The sequence below is a fragment of the Sphingobacterium sp. UBA7631 genome (assembly GCF_002483935.1).
Taxonomy (GTDB): Bacteria; Bacteroidota; Bacteroidia; order Sphingobacteriales; family Sphingobacteriaceae; genus Sphingobacterium; species Sphingobacterium multivorum.
Window position 1 is genome coordinate 158958 of the sequence record NZ_DLIX01000011.1, and the last position, 17994, is coordinate 176951.

Sequence of the window (17994 nt, forward strand, 5' to 3'; positions counted from 1 at the left end):
TTACGTTTTAAAAATCTAAATAGATACTTTCATCGACTACCTTTTTCTCTGGCCATAATCGTTGCGGATAATGACCTTCCTTTATTAATCGGTGAATATTGTGCTGCACCTCTTCCTTATCCTCTTTATAGGTTACACCGAACCATTTCGCATTGGTTGGTAGCACCGAAAATTTGGCAACACCTTGCTTGACCATATAATCCGGTAAATCAGGAATAAAGAATTCGGATTTGGGATTCTCATGGTTTTTCTCCACAAAATCAGGAAACAAGCTTCGGGCAATCTCAAATATTTTGGGTGTAAATCCCCAGAAATTCATGGACACCCGAGTTTCTCCAGACAGCACAGTTTCTTTTTCACCCTGCGCGTAGACAATATCCTGGTCTTTTCGGTAAATGTTGGTTCGTTCGGTCACACTCTGCAAATGATTTGTTCCATTCACTTCACATACTCCGCGCGAGACATAGCCAAAGTCGGAAAGGGTATTACCTACTTCAAAACCGACCAGTGCCATCTCTTGATCATCCGCTCTTTGGGTTAGAAAATCAGCCATCTTTTGAAAAGCATCATAGCCATAGAAATCGTCCGCATTGATCACACAAAACGGTCTATCTACTTCATGCTCGGCACTCATTACGGCATGACCGGTACCCCAAGGTTTTTGGCGTTCCACAACTCTATCAATACCATACTTTTTTAGGTCAAAATCCTGGTAGGCATACGCAACCTCGACAGATTCAGGAAGTTTGGAACCAACATTTGATTTCATAATTTCTAAAAATTCTTCCCGAATGACAAATACGATCTTTCCGAATCCAGCGCGAATGGCATCGTAAATGGAATAATCTATTATTTTTTCACCAAATGGGCCGAAACTTTCCACCTGCTTAGCCGATCCATAACGACTCGCCATACCAGCGGCCAAAATAACTAGAATAGGCTTTTGTGTATTTTCAATACTGTTCTTCATTTATATTTAAATGTATTTTTTTATCGTGCGTGTGCAACGAATAGCAATATTGGTACCAGTTTCATAATTTTCCATATTAATAAATAATGAATTATTAAACAAAAGCGAGCTTTTCTATAAATTGAAAAGCTCGCTTTTGAACAGGACAGATTGTATTGTGTTACAATTTCTGTTCCGTTTCTTTCTGCTGACTTTGGCTTTGTGAAGCTTTGTCATCATTAGACTGGTTTCCTTCCAGTTCTTCAGCCTTTACTCCTTTTGGATTACTCCATAATTTCTTCTTATAAGCATCTAGTTTCTCTTCCACTTTTTTTCCGTCTAACTGCTGTCCCCCATTTTCCGTTTCTTTTAGATTTTGCAACATACCTGGTGAAGATTCACGCACGATGGTGCTAGCAAATTTGTTTTGCACAAAAAAATCATCCATGGTCATGTCATAAAGCCCCTTATCCGGATCAGAAATATCCACTTGGATAAGACTATAGCGTAACTGTGGGAAATACAACCAGAATGCAGGAGTTGCACCCACCGATTCCGCAAGCTCCGCGGAAGTTGTAATATTCATTAAGGGAGCTACACCGATAATCCGTGTTTCTAATCTGCTCCGCTGCTTATCGAAGAAGATATCTTCTTTAATTCTAAATTTGGTCACACGCGCCGGGTCAAATTCATTCAGCGCCATTTTGGAATCAATCTGATTACCTTCACCATCAAAAATTGGCACAAGTACGCTATCCGCAAATCTGGCCATCCCCTCTTGGGCACTCAGTCGGCCTTTAAAAGAATCATCATCCGGACTATAGAGCGAAAGTTTGCCTTTCTCAATGGCTTTCATGACCACCTCAATCAAAGAATTTCCAGGAATAGCAAGGATATTATTTTTTTCGTCTTTGAGATCGATATCACGCCATACACGTTTGTAAAAACGAATATTCTTCTTATTTACCTCAGGATATGCAAAGGGGACAGCATCCTCCATGCTATTGGCCTGATAAAATCCATCTGTTAGCGGAATTGTATCTTGAATCACTTCCCCTGATGTAACAGGGCTGGATGAATTGACATTATTTAAAATGTTCTGATTTTTGGGTACAGTATCTATCGTTGTCTCTTGCTGAGCAAACAATGACCCAACTCCAAAAGTCATCGCAGCTATCAATACTATTTTTGTTTTCATTGTTATCGATTTTGAGGTTTTAAAACAGCGGGTTAGTACTTACGTGTTTTGCTCTGTACTGTAGGCATTTCAAAAGCCGACATGACACAGCGGAAACCGATATAAGAATGCGGTTCATAGTCTACCGAATAATTACGCGTCTCGCTATTTAACTGTTCACCATTATCTTTCCAGGATCCGCCACGTACAACCTTCCGTTTCAGGGCATCACCATCTTTGGCATCCGCATCATACAACAACGCTGGATTCAAGTCGTTGACAAATACGACGGCTGAAGGGCTATAGGCATCCAATGTCCATTCAGACACATTACCCGCCATATTATAAACACCAAAAGCATTTGGCATATATGATTTTACGGGGAGTGTGAATGTGGCACCGTCACGTGAATAGGTTCCTTCCCCTTGTTTAAAGTTGACAGCTAATTTTTTCTTACCTTCTATTCCATCAATTGTCATCCGTGATCCTGCGATCGTATCCTGTGGATCCAATTTGCCCGAAGCAGCATATTGCCATTGCGCTTCTGTCGGCAAGCTTAGACTCAACTGGTAACCGTTTAAATAAGAATTCTTCAGTACGGTGGCGGCCATCTCGTTTGCACGCCAGTCTGTGAAGGCACGTGCCTGTCTCCAGGTAACACCGACGACAGGGTAATAATCAAAAGAAGGGTGCGTAAAATAATTAGCATCTAAAGATGCAAGCTGGGCATTCGGGAAATCTTTTGTCCAAATATCTTCGACCGGCATGACAGCCACTGTATCAGTAACATATTTCTTCTTTACATTACCTTTGGACTGTAAATAAGAGAAGCGGTATCTAATCACCTCTGGATTGAGTGCACGTCTATTTCCATGCATTTCAAGCATAGGAGCTATTCTTTCCTGAATAGTTGGGTCATTGCTTTTCCATATTGGCGATATCTTTTTCACCTTGGCCCAATTGATGCGCTTTTGACCTACCTGTTCGCCGGCAATCTCCAGGAAGTATTGATCATCATTGAGATAATCCGTTACAGCAACCGAATCAGCAACCCAGTTTACAAATTCGCGATATTGTTTATTAGTGACTTCGGCTTCATCAATAAAGAAGGCGCTTACACTTACATTTTTCCCTACATTGCCACTATCCAAAGATCCTTTGAACAGAATGGTTCCTGAAGGAATATAAACCATTCCTGGGGGCGGCGGTAGTTTTCCCCCCTTAAATGCATTAACTTTGGGCGCCTTGTACATCGCTGTATTCGATTTACAAGCGGCGAAACCAATTAATATAGCTAAGGATAAAAGTCCCAAAAGGCGATTGCTATTGTACTTCTTAAATATATTCATCATTTTTAATATTTAGATTTTAAACTGGCCTACTTACGGTTAAATAGAGCGTATTTTACACCAACAGATATCAGACCGTATTGATCATTATTCTTATTAATAATGCCATCAAGATTATCGTTAAACGTTAAAGTATGCTGATAATTAACATTAATTGCCCATTGTGGCCCATACAGGGTACGACCAAATGGAATATCAACGCCCACATTTAAAGGGACTACAAAATGAATTTCACCTACATCATTACTTATCTCTCCTCCCACCGATTCCAAATAGTTTGCATAGTATTGCGAAATATTTCTAGTAATGCGATTTTTAACCAATCCTGCTCCAGCTCCTACATACACATTAGAAAGGATACGAGATAGCATATTTGCTTGTAGTGTATAATAGCTATAATTTTTAGCTTCACCCAAAAATTGACCTACACGGATTTTTCCATTTATATTTCCAGCAAAATATCTATTCTTAAAATCACTGTCATATCCATTTCCAGCCAACGTCCCTTTTTCTCCATGCAATCCAACGGAAATGAAAGGTGTGAATAGATAATCCAATTCTCCATAAAATGCAAATTTGGATTCTACATTCCCTAAATCTGTTAAATTGATGGTACTACCTGCACCTGCTCCAACACTTAATGGTTTTGAGAACTGAGCTGAGGCGGATAAACCCGTTAAAAATAAAATTCCAATAAAACTAAAAATGAGAAGTTTTTTCATTTGGTTGAGTGTATAAAATTAACAATAGAACGGTTAAGGCATCATTATAATATAATAAAAACCCCAAGTCGAATCTTCGACTTGGGGTTCAACAACAATAAGGCCAAAATTAGAATTTATGAACCTTTATTTTATATTAAATCGATCTTTCAAATTTTGCCACACCTTTGGAAGTCCGGTCTTCTTGACTCCTTTGTCACCATATCCGTAGCCATAACCGTATCCGTAACCATAACCACGTGCAAAGTCAACATCATTCACCACGGAGGCTAAATTTTTTAATTTGCCATCCACATAGAGTTCACGCGGCACTTGAAGTAAACGTTTGTCTAGATAGTTTACACGAGAAACGTATAGCGTAAGATCTGCATTATGTGCAATTAACAATGTGTCTGTTACCAAACTCACAGGTGCTGTATCAACCAGAATGTAATCATAATGTTCTCGCGCATATTTAATTACATCATCGAAGTGTCCATTCATTAATAATTCAGCAGGGTTAGGTGCTATATATCCTGAATAAACCACGTCAAAATCATAGTTACCGGGTTTCTTAATAATGATATTATCCACATCCATATCAGGGTTTATCAAGAACTGTGTAATTCCGACGTTAGTATGTTGTAAGTGCGATAAACCCAAATAATCCAGTACTTTGGGACTTCTAATATCTGCGCCAATTAACAATACCTTTTTTCCCGACATTGATAAAATCTGAGCAAGATTAGTTGTTACAAATGATTTTCCCTCTCCAGAGATCGTAGACGTTACAAAAACCACTTTGGAAGTATCTTTGTTATCAGCGCCAAACATAAAATTCATGTTGGTCCGCAGAATACGGAAGGCTTCAGCCAGCGATGAACGATCATTTAAATGTACAATTGTGTCCTCTGCAGTTGGAATTTCTCCAAGGACAGGAATTTTAACAAGATCTTCGATATCTTTACGCGAATGAATTTTGTTATCCAATAGAAACTTTAAATAAATTATTGCAAAAGGAATTAATATTCCTATTACAAATGCTCCTAGTAAAATTATAGCTTTTCGAGGGGAGACTGGCATTCCATTTCCATATGCAGAATCTATAATTTTCAAATTGTCTGGAGTGGCAGCGGCTTTGACTTCACTTTCCTCTCTTTTTTGCAACAATAATAGATAAAGTGATTCCACAATTTGTTGTTGTCTCGATATCTTTTTGAAACCTTGCTCTTGAGTTGGTATAGAACTTATACGACCTCTAATTTCATTGGACTTTCGCTCTATATTATTTAAGGCCAACTCAGTAACCTTTTGATAATTATTTAAAGATTGACGAATATTCTTATCACTCTCGGCTATGTTTTCATTCAAAATAATTACTCCAGGATTCTTTTCAGAAGCAGATTTAAGCAAATCATCACGCTCAAGTACCAATTGATTATATGCAGTTATAGCACCGGCAATTGAAGCGTCTTGAAGTCCTATATTTGAAGGTAATAACTTACCGACTTCTTGATTTTTCAAAAAGTCATTCATATGCTTAACTAACTGTAATTGTGTACGGTATTCTAAAACTTTTCTTTCGTTGTCAGAGGCTGTATTTAGAAAAACACCTGCCTCAGTCGCCATATCAACCATCGAATTAGAAGATTTAAAATCAGCAGCTTCTTGATCAGCGCCTGACAAATCTTTGGAGATTAACATCAATCTTTTATTAATAAAATCCGAAGTCGCTTTCGTCATTCTCGATTTATCATTCGTTAAATCCTCATTATACACTTCAATTAACGTATTTAAGATTATTTCAGCCTTTTTATCTAACGTAGAAATCATTGCAAAATTGACAATAAAAGACTGCATCTCCTTACTTGGTAGTATGCTAATTGATGCTAAATTTGCATCCACAGCCCAATCTTTTGGCATTACCTGGACCTCAAAACTGGAACTTAAATCTACTTTTCTTGAATCTTGCCGTTTGAATACACCACTTACCCTACCAATTTTAATAAGTTTATCATATGTCGAAACATATTTCTTACCCGATTTTACATCTGTTATATTTAAGTGATTATCATCTCTAAAAGTTACTTTGAAATTCGACATCAGACTATCCTGTTCAGGCTGTGGCTGGAAAATAAAAGGCATATCAGCTTCTAAAATTTCAGAAGACCTTATATTACCTTTCACTGTATAGATCACATTTAAGTGATATTTTTCCACCACTTTACGCATTAATCTACGGGAAGATAATACTTCAATTTGGTCTGTTACAAAAGCTGCGCGAGTACCACCGAATCCCATACTGCTTGTAAGCTCAGCGATTCCAGCAAGTTCACCAGCCGAAGCACTCTTCTCATCCTTTAATAAAATTTTTGCAGTCGTCCTATAAGTTTTTTGTGCGTAACGAAGATATGTTATCGCTACTCCTAATGACAAAACTATGGCTAATACAAACCACTTCCAATAATAAACATATTGTTCAAAAAGTTGTCTTAAATTGACTTCATCGTCGCGCCTATCTATAAGCTGTTTTGATTGCTGTTCCATGAATTATATTAACGTGTCAACACGGAGATTACGGTAATTAATAAACTGGCAATAGAAATTATAATATTTGTATTTGCACCAAGTTTTGAATTATTAATTTGGGCCTTATTTGGCTCGACATAAACCACATCGTTTTGTACCAAATAATAGTAAGGAGAATTTAATGTATTTTGTTGCGTTAGATCTATTCGATGGATAGTTTTCTGTCCATCTACTTCACGTACTAACATAATATTCTCACGCACCCCTCTTATTGTTAAATCTCCCGCCAATCCTAAAGCTTCTAAAATGGTTACTCTCTCAGTTGGCAAAATAAAAGAACCTGGTCGATTAACCTCCCCCAATACAGATATTCTAAAATTATTAAAATTTATATTTACACCGGGATCCTTAATATAATCACCCAACTCCTTACGGATTTTGTCAATTGCCTGTACTCTTGTAAGCCCTGCTACATGAACTTTGCCAAGCATGGGTAAAATTATATCGCCACTATTATCTACAGTGTAGGTTGGACGAAGAGCTAAATCTGTTTGCTGTGTCAGGTTGCCATTAGCCATCATACTAACAGGATTAAAAGGAATTGTAGCTTTTGGATCAGCTGCAGTTACAACGACAGTCAAGATATCACTTGGTTGTATTTTTGGAACATATTGTTCATATAGCGTATTCATCTGCGTAGAATCAGGCTGCAAATAAACCATATTCTTCCGCGATCCGCAAGAACTAAACATCACTAAGACTGCTATTAACAGTCCGAATGTTAAACTATACTTTGAAACTAATCGCATGTGCTATTTTAAATTATAAATTGATTTGTTGAACTCTTGACAAAAGTATATTTTTTTATTCATACTCCACAAAAAACAGTGATATAATCATCTTAATTTAACGCCTGCCTCCTGCTAGCAATATTTATGCCCAAAATAATCAAAAAATAAAACCTCAGTAAAAACAGATAAGTTTTCGCATTTACCAAACTATCCTTTTTATTTCTTTCCTTAATGATTGATTCTATTTTCATCTAGACTATACTACGTTATATTTATTATATTTGACTTAACATATTTAAAATGAAAAATCAAATTAGAGATATTTTTTTACAGTTGTTACGTGTTGGATTATGGGGAGAAGGCATTTTAGATTTTCCGAAATCCTTGAATGAAAAAGACTGGAGCCAAATTCATCGGTATGCTGTGAACCACACTGTAGAAGGTATAATTTATGATAGTTTTTCCTTTTTGACAGAAGAACAACTTCCTCCATATTCACTCCGTCTTAAATGGACCGTTCGCGTTGACAAAATAGAACGCTATAATCAGCAAATGAACGAAGTATTAGTATCTCAGTACAACTATTTTACTAAATATGGATTAAAGCCTATACTCCAAAAAGGACAAGGTGTAGCGGCATGTTATAGGAATCCTCTTCATCGAATGAGCGGCGACATAGACTGGTATTTTGAAAACAATGGCTACGCAATCGCTAGGAAATTAGTGAAAGAAAAGAAAATAGCAGTCCAAGATCTTGCCGGCTTTAGTTTGGACTATGATTGGGAGAACGTGCACATTGAACACCATAAAAAATTGTTCGATATCCAAAACCCCTTTAAAGCTCACTATCTTAGTAAACTCCAAAAGAAATATAGAGATAATCAGCAAATTTTACTAATTAACAATACTCCAATTAAATTATTAGCGGCAGAACTGCAGATTTTCCAAATAAATATCCATATACTCAAACATCAGTTAGCTTTTGGAATCGGTTTAAGACAGCTTTGTGATTCTGCTCGTGTATATTACAAAACAGTCAATCAACTTGATTCAAAAGCATTGAAAGGAATCTATGAGCGCATGGGAGTTATCAAATGGGTCCATGTTCTTCATGCGATATTAGTAAACTATTTAGGACTACCCATTTCCTCATTGCCTTTCGCATATCATACGGATCTAAAATTCGATTGGATGATGGATGAAATATGGTATTCGGGTAATTTTGGATTTCATGATGAGAGATTTGAAGATGGGAAGATCACAGCGCTTTCAGCACAACCAGATGGTGCATATCGACTTTGGGCAAATTTCAAACAATATGTGAAATTTGCCCCTCAAGAAGCATTCTTTTTCCCAATCGTTCAAACCTATTCTAGATTTCTAGGAAAGGATAAAGATTAAGATGCCTTTACTACATATTTGTTGATGATGTGTGTTTTGATTATTAAATAAATGATGCTTAATAGTAGTATAACTCCGAAAGAAAATAAGAGTTGAGTTGTCATATCTTTATCGGCAAATTGGATGACTAATAAGCCAATTATGAATTGTAGCAAACCATATAGAAAGGATACCAGCAATTTATTTATACCAGCTTCATTACCCAGAAATTGATATAAATGTGAACGATGTGCTTCGAAGATATTCTCTTTAAGATACAAGCGACGAATAATTGTCCAAACCGCATCTATTCCATAAACTGCTAGAAAAAGAATATAAATGAGATTCCCCGTAGATAAAATTAAAGCGCCCAATGCAAATAACAAAATATAAGCGATTGCGACAGAACCGACATCGCCAGCAAAACATTTTGCTTTCGTTCTGAAATTAAAAAAACCAAATACAAGGACAGCAAGAACCGTAAACACCAATAAATTCTGTCCAATAAAGTTTTTACTCTGATTGACTATTATTAATAATATTGCTACTGCGAGGCTATAACATGCGGTTATTCCGTTAATCCCGTCCATGAAATTGTAAGCATTAATCACCCCAACAACAAATACAAAACCCAATAGTAGATAATACCAAGGCATATCAAACAAATCTAGTTGGTAGGTCATTAATAGAACCGATGAGAAATGTACCAGAAGCCTTATTTTGTTGGACAAGGTAAAAATATCATCCAAAAAAGAGATTAAAGTCATCAATGTTAATCCCAAGAAAAACCAAGGGTACTGAAATCCTGAGGTCGCGAAGTAGATCAGCGCTCCAAAATAGAAAATTATTCCGCCCCCCCTTAATGTAATGGAAGAATGCGACGATCGTTCATTAGGCTTGTCAATTATATTGAAACGGTCTGCAACCTTAAAATATAAAAGCTCCAGTACAAATAAAACAACGAGGATGATTAAATATATCATATTTATAAAAAATATATAAGTATTTATTTTATATGCGATCTATTTTGAAACGAACGAATGGTTATTGCTAACCCTTCTCGTGTTGTTAACGGTAATTGTTCGATTCCCAAAGCCTTCTTAATCTTATCATTAGATACTGCATAAGATTCTGTAAGCTTCTTTAAACGTTCAGAATTCAAAGGCAATGGCAGAATATCGCCTATTTTTACGCAGGCCCGGATCAATCCAGCAGGAATATGCCACAACCTCGTCTTTTTGCCAAATGTCTGGGACATTGTCTCCACCAATTCATTTGTTGATAATGTTTGATCATCAGAAAAATTGTATATTCCTGATGGAAGCTCCCGCTTTAAAAGCATTTGAGTTATGAGATAACTTAGATTATCTATACTTAAAAAAGAGCGTTGATTATCGAACTCAGCTAAAGGCCAAGGAATGCCTTTTCGGACAACATTATACAACAAGTTCAAATTGCCCTTATTTCCTGGCCCATGTATCATACACGGACGAATAATAAACAATCGCTTTTGATTCGGCAGCGTTTGGCTTAGAAGGTACTGCTCTGCTTTTAATTTTGATTTACCATATGCAGTAGCAGGCTTGCCTTCAACAATCTCATCCAAACAACCATTTACCGTATCTGCGACCGCTTTTACAGAAGAAAAATAAAAGAAATCTTTTATATCGGATTTTAAAAACTCATCAAATAAGACTAGCGTTAGACCGTAATTAATTTTAAAGTACTCCTCGTCATCTGAAGTATTTGTTGTATCATGTGCTTTTCCTGCCAAGTGAATTAATGCATCACCTCGCTTCGGGAAACTATTCCTCCAAGTCGAGTCCCTTAAAGACAATGCTTGTGTAGACATGTTATGACTATTCAAATAGCTTGTCAGGTTCTGACCAACAAAACCAGTTGCTCCAGTAATTATTATTGACATCAGTTTAGTATTTTATCAATCAATCCAACATAATCTGCGGTAACTACTTCCTTCGAATATTTCTTCTTAATTTCTTCATAGCCTGCGTTTCCTAAAGTTTGCAAACTTTCTTTAGAACTATTTTTAAGAAAAAGAACAATTTCATTCACCTTCTCCGAAAAATCCCTTGTGGTTATCAATTTTGCACAGTGTTGGTCTCTTAAGAAATTTATAATCGGCGTTTTTTCACCAGAACAGACTATTAAAGGTTTTGCACACGCCATAATCGTGTACACTTTAGAAGGAAAGCCATGGCCCTCCATTTCCTTGGACATAAATATAAATTGCAGATCCGCAAAAGCTAATAGATGAGGCATGCTTTCTCTAGGTTGATAAGGAAGAATATGAACTCTATTAAGGCCGTTAGCTCTTTTCTGTTCAATGACATGATCTTTCATAACCCCCTCACCAATAATATAAAATTCTATGGGCTCATCTTTCAATAAAATTGCCGCACTCAATAGAGGCTCCCAATCTTGTGCATGACCAATATTACCCGCATACATCACCTTTAACGTATTACTGACCTCAAAAAGAGCGCTATCAAGTAAAATTTCCTCTTTCGAGAGCGGTCTATATAAGGAAGTATCAACAAAATTAGGTATAATATGTAGTTTTTCCCGATCATTAAACCTATCTACAATTGTATCATAGAAGATTTGATCAATTGTAGTCACTGCGTCAGACTTATTATATACAAATCTTTCTAACCACTTTAAAATGGAAATAATTGTTCCTGACTTAAGCCCCCCTTGTTCAATTAAAAAGTCCGGATAGATTTCTTGTACATTATAAACAACCTTAGCCCCTTTCACCTTGCCAATCACTAAATTTATAAATCCAATCGTCAATGGTGGCGAAGGAGATAAAATAGCTGAAATATTTTTTTGAGCCAAGCCCAATAGAAGCGATAGGATATGCCAGTAAACGAACCCCAAAATACGTAATGCAGTAGATCCAAACTTTTTCTGAGGAATATGGATAACTTTAATGCCTTTAAATGAACTGGTGTAATATAGTCCACCAAGCTTTTTCGTCATTGGCTGCTTTGCCAGTTCTTCCTCAAGAACATTATAGTGCGGAGTGGTCGTCAAAACGACCACTTCATAACCTTTTTGTTTGAAAGCCAAAGCAATATCATTGTACAGATAGGCAGTAGAGACACCATCTGGACTAAAGACTATGCTATGGATCAATATTTTAGGAGATCTCCTCATCATTTTAAATTAAATCTGCTCAGACCAAACCACCCTTCTAACGTAATCAGTATACGAAAGTATAATACGGACCATCTTTTCGGATACATTTGGCATTGAATAGTCCGCTACTTGACGGAAATTACGTCGCTCTCCAACTTCTTGTCTCAAAACTTGAGTTAGTCCTTGTAGTACACGCTCTGGAGACAATCCGACCATCATAACCGATGCTTCTTCCATTGCTTCTGGTCTCTCATGGGCTTGACGGATATTCAATGCGCGGAAATTCAAAATTGAAGATTCTTCTGAAATTGTACCTGAATCTGATAATACAGCATAAGAGCGCATCTGCAAGGCATTATAATCATGAAATCCCAGCGGTTTCAAGAATTGTATCTCAGGACGCATTTCAATTTGCATCTTATCAAGCATATTGCGGGTACGCGGATGAGTTGAAACAATCACAGGATAACCATATTGTTTGGCAATTGTATTTAAAGATTCCATTAAACCTCTAAAATTGCGTTCGTTATTAATATTTTCTTCTCTGTGTGAGGACACAACAAAAAATTTGCGCTCTTCCAAACCTAATTTGTTCAATACATCTGATGCTTCTATTTCCGGCAAATAGTGGTTTAACACTTCGTACATTGGTGACCCCGTTTTGATGATACGATCTGCAGGTAAACCTTCCCGTAATAAATATTCCCTCGCTATATCTGAATAGGTTAAATTAACATCTGCCGTATGATCAACAATTTTCCGATTAGTTTCTTCTGGTACCCTTTGATCAAAACAACGATTACCCGCTTCCATATGGAAAATAGGAATATGACGTTTTTTAGCAGGAATTGCACATAAACAAGAATTTGTATCCCCCAATACCAAAAAAGCATCTGGTTGTATTTCTTCCAACAAAGGATCTATTTTGATCAAGATATTACCAACTGTTTCTGTTGCTGTTTTTCCAGCCGCTTCCAAAAAATAATCTGGTTTACGAAGCCCCAAGTCCTCAAAAAAGATTTGATTCAATTCGTAATCATAATTTTGCCCTGTATGGACAATGGTATGCTCTACGGCATCTGAAGCATCTAATGCTGACAGTACTCTTGATAATCGAATAATCTCTGGTCGTGTACCAACAACCGTCATTACTTTTAATTTTTTCATATATAAATTAGCTCAAAAGCTTTTATTTAATTATATTTCTAAAAAATAGGTATCTGGATCTGCTGGATCATAAGGTTCATTAATCCAGAACATCGTTATTAATTCTTCCTCACCAACATTCGTTATATTGTGCGTATACCAAATTGGCATATCGACATAGGAAGGTTCAGTTCCATCCAAATAAAAATCCATTACTTCATCACTGTCCATTTTACGTAACTGAATGCGTGCCTTTCCTTGTATTACAGCAAACCGCTCAATTTTACGTGTATGGAAATGGTTACCTCGTGTAATCCCGGGTACTGTTGTGGAGTAGGAAGATTGGCCGCCTATACCCATGCGAATAACCTCTACAAATGTCCCTCTTGGATCTGTATGTAACTGAAATTTGCGCGGGTATATCGCACAATGATCCATAAATGATCTATAGGTATTGAATAAATTGAGTTCGAAGCTATCATTCAAGAGCGGAATTTCTCCTTTTACTAGATATAAATCCCTATAATTCTCCAGAAGTTCTAATACTTCAGAAACCTTTTTTGTAGACGTTGGCTCGATGATACATAAAGGATTATGTGCTCCTTCACGAACCTGTTCAATAATAAAATCGACCAGCTCTTGAACATAGATCAAACCAACCTGACCATCCGTAGCGATAGTAGGCGTTTCTCCATGTGTCAATTGATAACAGAATGTTGATATAAATGAGTTATAAAATGGTTTACCGAAAGAGCCAAATACATTTGGAATCAATAATCCTGTCAATTTACCACCATTTCCTTCTGACCAAGACATCAGTGCCTCACGTCCCTCTCTTTTAGAACGTCCATAAAGATTATCGCGTTCCTCTTGAGTAGAAGATGAAATCAATACATGCGCCTTAGATCCTGTTCTTTCCAATGCCCCTACCAATTTGTTTACCAAACCCACATTGGTTTCATAGATTACCTGTTCGCTTTCGTGTCTATTCATCGCTGCTAAATGAACAATCACATCACACTGCATTACAAATTTGTCTAGCTCAGCATCGCTTTCAAAGAATTTTTTATCAAATTCTATTCGCACAAATTCTGTGTCAAGTAGTCCAACTGTATTATATAGATGGCGGCCTACAAATCCATTTTGGCCAGTTATCCCGATTTTCATATTTAAAACAAGTTATTTTCTATTTATAAAATAATCTAGCGGATATGTGTAGTCGTCATTTTTAGCATTTTCAATGCCATAATCAGCAAATACCAATAACTCCGATTCTGGTTCCAAAGCTTGAAAAGCAGTTCCGTAACCTGCCGACAAATGCAATACTCTATTCTCTGTATTATCAAGTATAACCTTTTCTACCAGAAGATTGGACGAAGCTTTACTCCAGTCATCTATTTGAACAACATCGACTGAAAACTTACCTGACAACACATAAAACCAGCGTTGCTCCATACGGTGGGCTCGCCATCCACGGATGAGATCAAGGTCGGTATTTTTAATAATATAGAAACGCTTTACCTGAGACATGTCAAATTCATTGACAAATCGAATCTGACCACGGTGATCCTTAGCTATTCCTCCCTGAATAAAATCTATCATAATCTTAATACGGATATTGCATGACGTCTTCACCAAATACTTCTTTCCGGATCAAAGGTAGCTTTGACACAAGATTCTTCAAACCTTCAACCCCTTGCTGCTCGGTATTATGAGAGTGGTAATCCTCGATTTTGGAGACATCTTCCTCCCCCTCGGAGAAGTACTTTGCATAGTTAAGATCACGATTATCCGCCGGAACGCGGTAGAAATCACCCATATCTTCGGCTTTCAACATCTCTTCACGTGTACAAAGTGTTTCGTAAAGCTTTTCGCCATGGCGTGTACCAATAATTTTAATTGGTACTTCTTTGCCCGTTAACTCAATTAATGCCTTTGCCAAATCGCCAATAGATCCAGCGGGCGCTTTATTTACAAATAAATCCCCTGGATTAGCATGCTCAAAAGCGAACAATACAAGATCGACTGCATCTTCAAGAGACATAAAGAAACGAGACATATTTGGGTCTGTAATGGTAATGGGCTCGCCCTTTTGAATCTGATTTAAGAATAAAGGTATTACTGAACCTCTAGATGCCATTACATTCCCATAGCGTGTTAGACATACAACCGTATCAGTTAAATTACGGGCCTCTGCCACTGCGACTTTCTCCATCATTGCTTTAGAGATACCCATAGCATTAATTGGATAGGCTGCCTTGTCAGTACTTAAACATATAACTTTCTTGACCCCATTTGACGCAGCTGCACGGATAACATTTTGTGTGCCCTCAACATTTGTTTTAACTGCTTGCATCGGAAAAAACTCACATGATGGTACCTGTTTTAAGGCTGCCGCATGGAAAATATAATCCACTCCACGCGTCGCGGGCTCCACCGAAGTATAGTCTCTTACATCTCCAATATAGTACTTGATTTTATCGTTCCTATATAGATTACGCATGTCGTCCTGCTTTTTTTCATCACGTGAAAAAATACGAATCTCTTTGAAGTGATCTGTTTGTAAAAAGCGGTTCAATACTGCTGTTCCAAACGAGCCTGTTCCTCCTGTAATTAGGAGAATTTTATTTTTTATTTCCATAAGTCCAAATAAATTCTAGTTTTTTAACGATATTTTCAATTGTATAATTTTTTAATGCATATGATTCAGCATTTATGCTTAATGTATCTCTTAAGGTCTCGTTATTTAACATTTTTTTGATTACCTCATTCAATTCAAATACATTTTGAGGTGATATTAACATACCTCTATCATCACTTAGCATATCTGGTATAGCACCCACATCCGTCGCTATAATAGCGCATCCTAATGCCATACCTTCTATTATTACATTAGGAAATCCTTCTGTATAGGATGGTAAAATTAATAGCTTCGATTTAATCATTTTTCCATAGACTGATTCATTATTTAATGGGCCATGAAAAATTACCTCTCTCTCTTTATTACTATATCTATCTAACAGATCTTGCTTTACATCCTTTTCAAAAGGCCCGACTATTTCCAATTTATATTTAATATCGAGATCACTCGTGGCTTCAAAGAATTCATAAATGCCTTTTTTTCTCGTAACATGACCAACAAATAATATCGTATTTTCCGGGTTCTTAATTATCTTTTTCTTTAACTCAATCAACTGAGGGGAAACTGGATTTTCTATTAGAAAAACATGTTTGTGATATTTGTTTAAAACCTCTAAGCTCTTACTATCGAGCACAATAACAAAGGTGCTGATACTATTTACAAACTTTAAAACTCTCCATTCCCAACCTTTATTAGTATAAAGTTCTGGTATGCGTCCAAACCTATAATGTATTACCGTATCAATTTTAAAAAGCCGACAAGTTAAAATAAAGAATATGTCTTTAAATAATCCTAAAGAGGCACTAGAAGTAAAATGGCACAAATCTGGACGTTTAGAAATTTGGCTAATTAATTTAAAATAGAAGCTTACAAAATTTATTATACCATAAAATACACGGAATACTAATGAAGTCGAAGTGATGCTTCTTAATTGCATTGCATTATTAAGATGCTCTAAAGAATATTCTTCACTAGAATATGTTTTAAAATATTTAAGCATATTTACTGTCCAACTTGCAATCCCCCCAACTGGCGGTGGCAATGGAGAAACTAATAATATTTTCTTCATAAATCAAAAATATATCGCTACTTACTTACGGTGATTCATACCTTTACTATAGGCTAATTTTAATTGAATATCTACCAAAATCTCTAAAAACATGATAACAAAATATTATTAAATTAATTAATTTAGATTGAATAAAATTCCCTCCATTTTCCAAACTATTCAACTGAAACAGTTCTATCTACCTCGAAGATAAATCTTTAGAAAGCGCATTCATATAGTTTCTAAAAAGAACATCTTGATTATCCAGAGCTGTCAAAGTAGTTGTACGTTTTGTTTTATCAAATTTGCTTTGACCTTTTACCCTATCCAAGTAACTCTCCGAATTCCACCAAATTACTCCATCGACATATTTATTAAAATAAGTAACTTTTAATATACTTTGCACGTATTTATTAAAATCAGTTGGAGAAATACAATCATTCAATCGATTCGAATCATGATACCTGTGCCATACAAATGGCAATACACTTTTCCCATAAATGCTCCCCAGTCTGAGAGACTCTTTAACATTCGAGGTCAAATAATTAATTATTTTAGAGCTTTGGCTAAAGTTATCTCTTAAATATAAACTAGTTGAAAAGAAATCCAACTCTTTTAATAAGGGAGCCATTCTTTCAGCACTTAATACGCCAAATTTATTAACAAGAGGATATTGAGCAGGATTGCAATCGTAAAAACTCCAATTTATATTTGGTCTAACTTTCTTTGCATATCGGATAATCTCTATAAAACGGTTTAAAACATCATTGTATCTTTGATTTGACACTTTCTTGACCCCTCTCAAGATATCAAATTCAACGCCTTCCCAATCTAGTACAGCGTAACCAGACTCATTTTTATTTGGAATGAGTTTTAAACAAAACGAATTAAATAAGTTCTTGTCAAAATTTGAACCCTTTATAAAGAAATTCTCATAAAACATATAAATCCTAGAAACATTTTTAAAGTCTTTTAATATACCTTCTTGAACAGCATTTCCTTTCTCTGCATAGAAATACAATTTCTGTTTTCCTTGACCAAAAGTATTTATTGGAAATAGGTATACATATAAAATAAATACCATCACTCCAATATTCCAGTTATTCTTAGTTGACATAACA

16 protein-coding genes are annotated in these 17994 nt (G+C 36.2%); 1 reads left to right on the plus strand and 15 read right to left on the minus strand.

Translation table 11 applies throughout. The annotated features are described in order from the left end of the window. Window positions 1-7 precede the first annotated feature (7 nt). The 6 genes from B3P16_RS23025 to B3P16_RS23050 all read right to left on the minus strand — a co-directional run bounded on the left by B3P16_RS23025 (window position 8) and on the right by B3P16_RS23050 (window position 7397). Window positions 8-970 carry a nucleotidyltransferase family protein gene (locus B3P16_RS23025; protein ID WP_286844617.1) on the minus strand — a complete coding sequence of 321 codons (963 nt, stop codon included), beginning with the start codon at window positions 968-970 and terminating at the stop codon, window positions 8-10. Window positions 971-1130: 160 nt separating this feature from the next. Beyond that, window positions 1131-2147, minus strand: a complete 1017-nt coding sequence (gene gldN / locus B3P16_RS23030) for a gliding motility protein GldN (RefSeq protein WP_286844620.1) — start codon at window positions 2145-2147, stop codon at window positions 1131-1133. Window positions 2148-2179: 32 nt separating this feature from the next. Further along, the gene (locus tag B3P16_RS23035) at window positions 2180-3478 is read right to left on the minus strand and encodes an SUMF1/EgtB/PvdO family nonheme iron enzyme (protein WP_286844623.1); all 1299 of its coding nucleotides are present in this window, start codon (window positions 3476-3478) and stop codon (window positions 2180-2182) included. A 26-nt stretch (window positions 3479-3504) separates the two neighbouring features. Next, window positions 3505-4197 (minus strand): outer membrane beta-barrel protein, encoded by a 693-nt coding sequence (locus B3P16_RS23040; RefSeq protein WP_286844626.1) that lies wholly within the window; start codon window positions 4195-4197, stop codon window positions 3505-3507. 126 nt (window positions 4198-4323) lie between these two features. Further along, window positions 4324-6723 (minus strand): GumC family protein, encoded by a 2400-nt coding sequence (locus B3P16_RS23045; protein WP_286844628.1) that lies wholly within the window; start codon window positions 6721-6723, stop codon window positions 4324-4326. An 8-nt stretch (window positions 6724-6731) separates the two neighbouring features. Then, window positions 6732-7397, minus strand: coding sequence for a polysaccharide biosynthesis/export family protein (locus B3P16_RS23050; protein ID WP_236590159.1), 666 nt, complete (start codon window positions 7395-7397; stop codon window positions 6732-6734). Between the two features lie 399 nt (window positions 7398-7796). Between B3P16_RS23050 and B3P16_RS23055 the strand changes: the two genes are divergently transcribed. Continuing rightward, a complete protein-coding gene (locus B3P16_RS23055; RefSeq protein ID WP_286844631.1) occupies window positions 7797-8897 on the plus strand; it encodes a nucleotidyltransferase family protein in 1101 nt (366 codons plus the stop codon). Here the strand turns inward: B3P16_RS23055 and B3P16_RS23060 are convergent. The 9 genes from B3P16_RS23060 to B3P16_RS23100 form a co-directional block, all read right to left on the minus strand. After that, window positions 8894-9859: an MraY family glycosyltransferase gene (locus B3P16_RS23060; RefSeq protein ID WP_286844634.1), complete on the minus strand. Its 966-nt coding sequence runs from the start codon at window positions 9857-9859 to the stop codon at window positions 8894-8896. The two genes, B3P16_RS23055 and B3P16_RS23060, sit on opposite strands and share 4 nt — an antisense overlap. Before the next feature lie 23 nt (window positions 9860-9882). After that, window positions 9883-10800, minus strand: coding sequence for an NAD-dependent epimerase/dehydratase family protein (locus B3P16_RS23065; RefSeq protein WP_286844636.1), 918 nt, complete (start codon window positions 10798-10800; stop codon window positions 9883-9885). After that, complete coding sequence (locus tag B3P16_RS23070; protein WP_286844638.1) at window positions 10800-12059, minus strand: glycosyltransferase family 4 protein; 1260 nt, start codon at window positions 12057-12059, stop codon at window positions 10800-10802. Before B3P16_RS23070 ends, B3P16_RS23065 begins: the two co-directional genes overlap by 1 nt. Window positions 12060-12065: 6 nt before the next feature. Next, window positions 12066-13205 carry a non-hydrolyzing UDP-N-acetylglucosamine 2-epimerase gene (gene wecB, locus B3P16_RS23075; protein WP_286844640.1) on the minus strand — a complete coding sequence of 380 codons (1140 nt, stop codon included), beginning with the start codon at window positions 13203-13205 and terminating at the stop codon, window positions 12066-12068. 30 nt (window positions 13206-13235) lie between these two features. After that, complete coding sequence (locus tag B3P16_RS23080) at window positions 13236-14351, minus strand: NAD-dependent epimerase/dehydratase family protein (protein ID WP_286844642.1); 1116 nt, start codon at window positions 14349-14351, stop codon at window positions 13236-13238. Between the two features lie 12 nt (window positions 14352-14363). After that, complete coding sequence (locus B3P16_RS23085) at window positions 14364-14786, minus strand: WxcM-like domain-containing protein (RefSeq protein WP_286844645.1); 423 nt, start codon at window positions 14784-14786, stop codon at window positions 14364-14366. Between the two features lie 4 nt (window positions 14787-14790). Next, window positions 14791-15825 carry a polysaccharide biosynthesis protein gene (locus tag B3P16_RS23090; protein ID WP_286844647.1) on the minus strand — a complete coding sequence of 345 codons (1035 nt, stop codon included), beginning with the start codon at window positions 15823-15825 and terminating at the stop codon, window positions 14791-14793. Further along, window positions 15809-16894 (minus strand): glycosyltransferase family 4 protein, encoded by a 1086-nt coding sequence (locus B3P16_RS23095; RefSeq protein ID WP_286844650.1) that lies wholly within the window; start codon window positions 16892-16894, stop codon window positions 15809-15811. Before B3P16_RS23095 ends, B3P16_RS23090 begins: the two co-directional genes overlap by 17 nt. A 178-nt stretch (window positions 16895-17072) precedes the next feature. Next, on the minus strand, window positions 17073-17990 hold the full coding sequence (locus tag B3P16_RS23100; RefSeq protein WP_286844652.1) for a hypothetical protein: 918 nt from the start codon (window positions 17988-17990) through the stop codon (window positions 17073-17075). Window positions 17991-17994 lie beyond the last annotated feature (4 nt).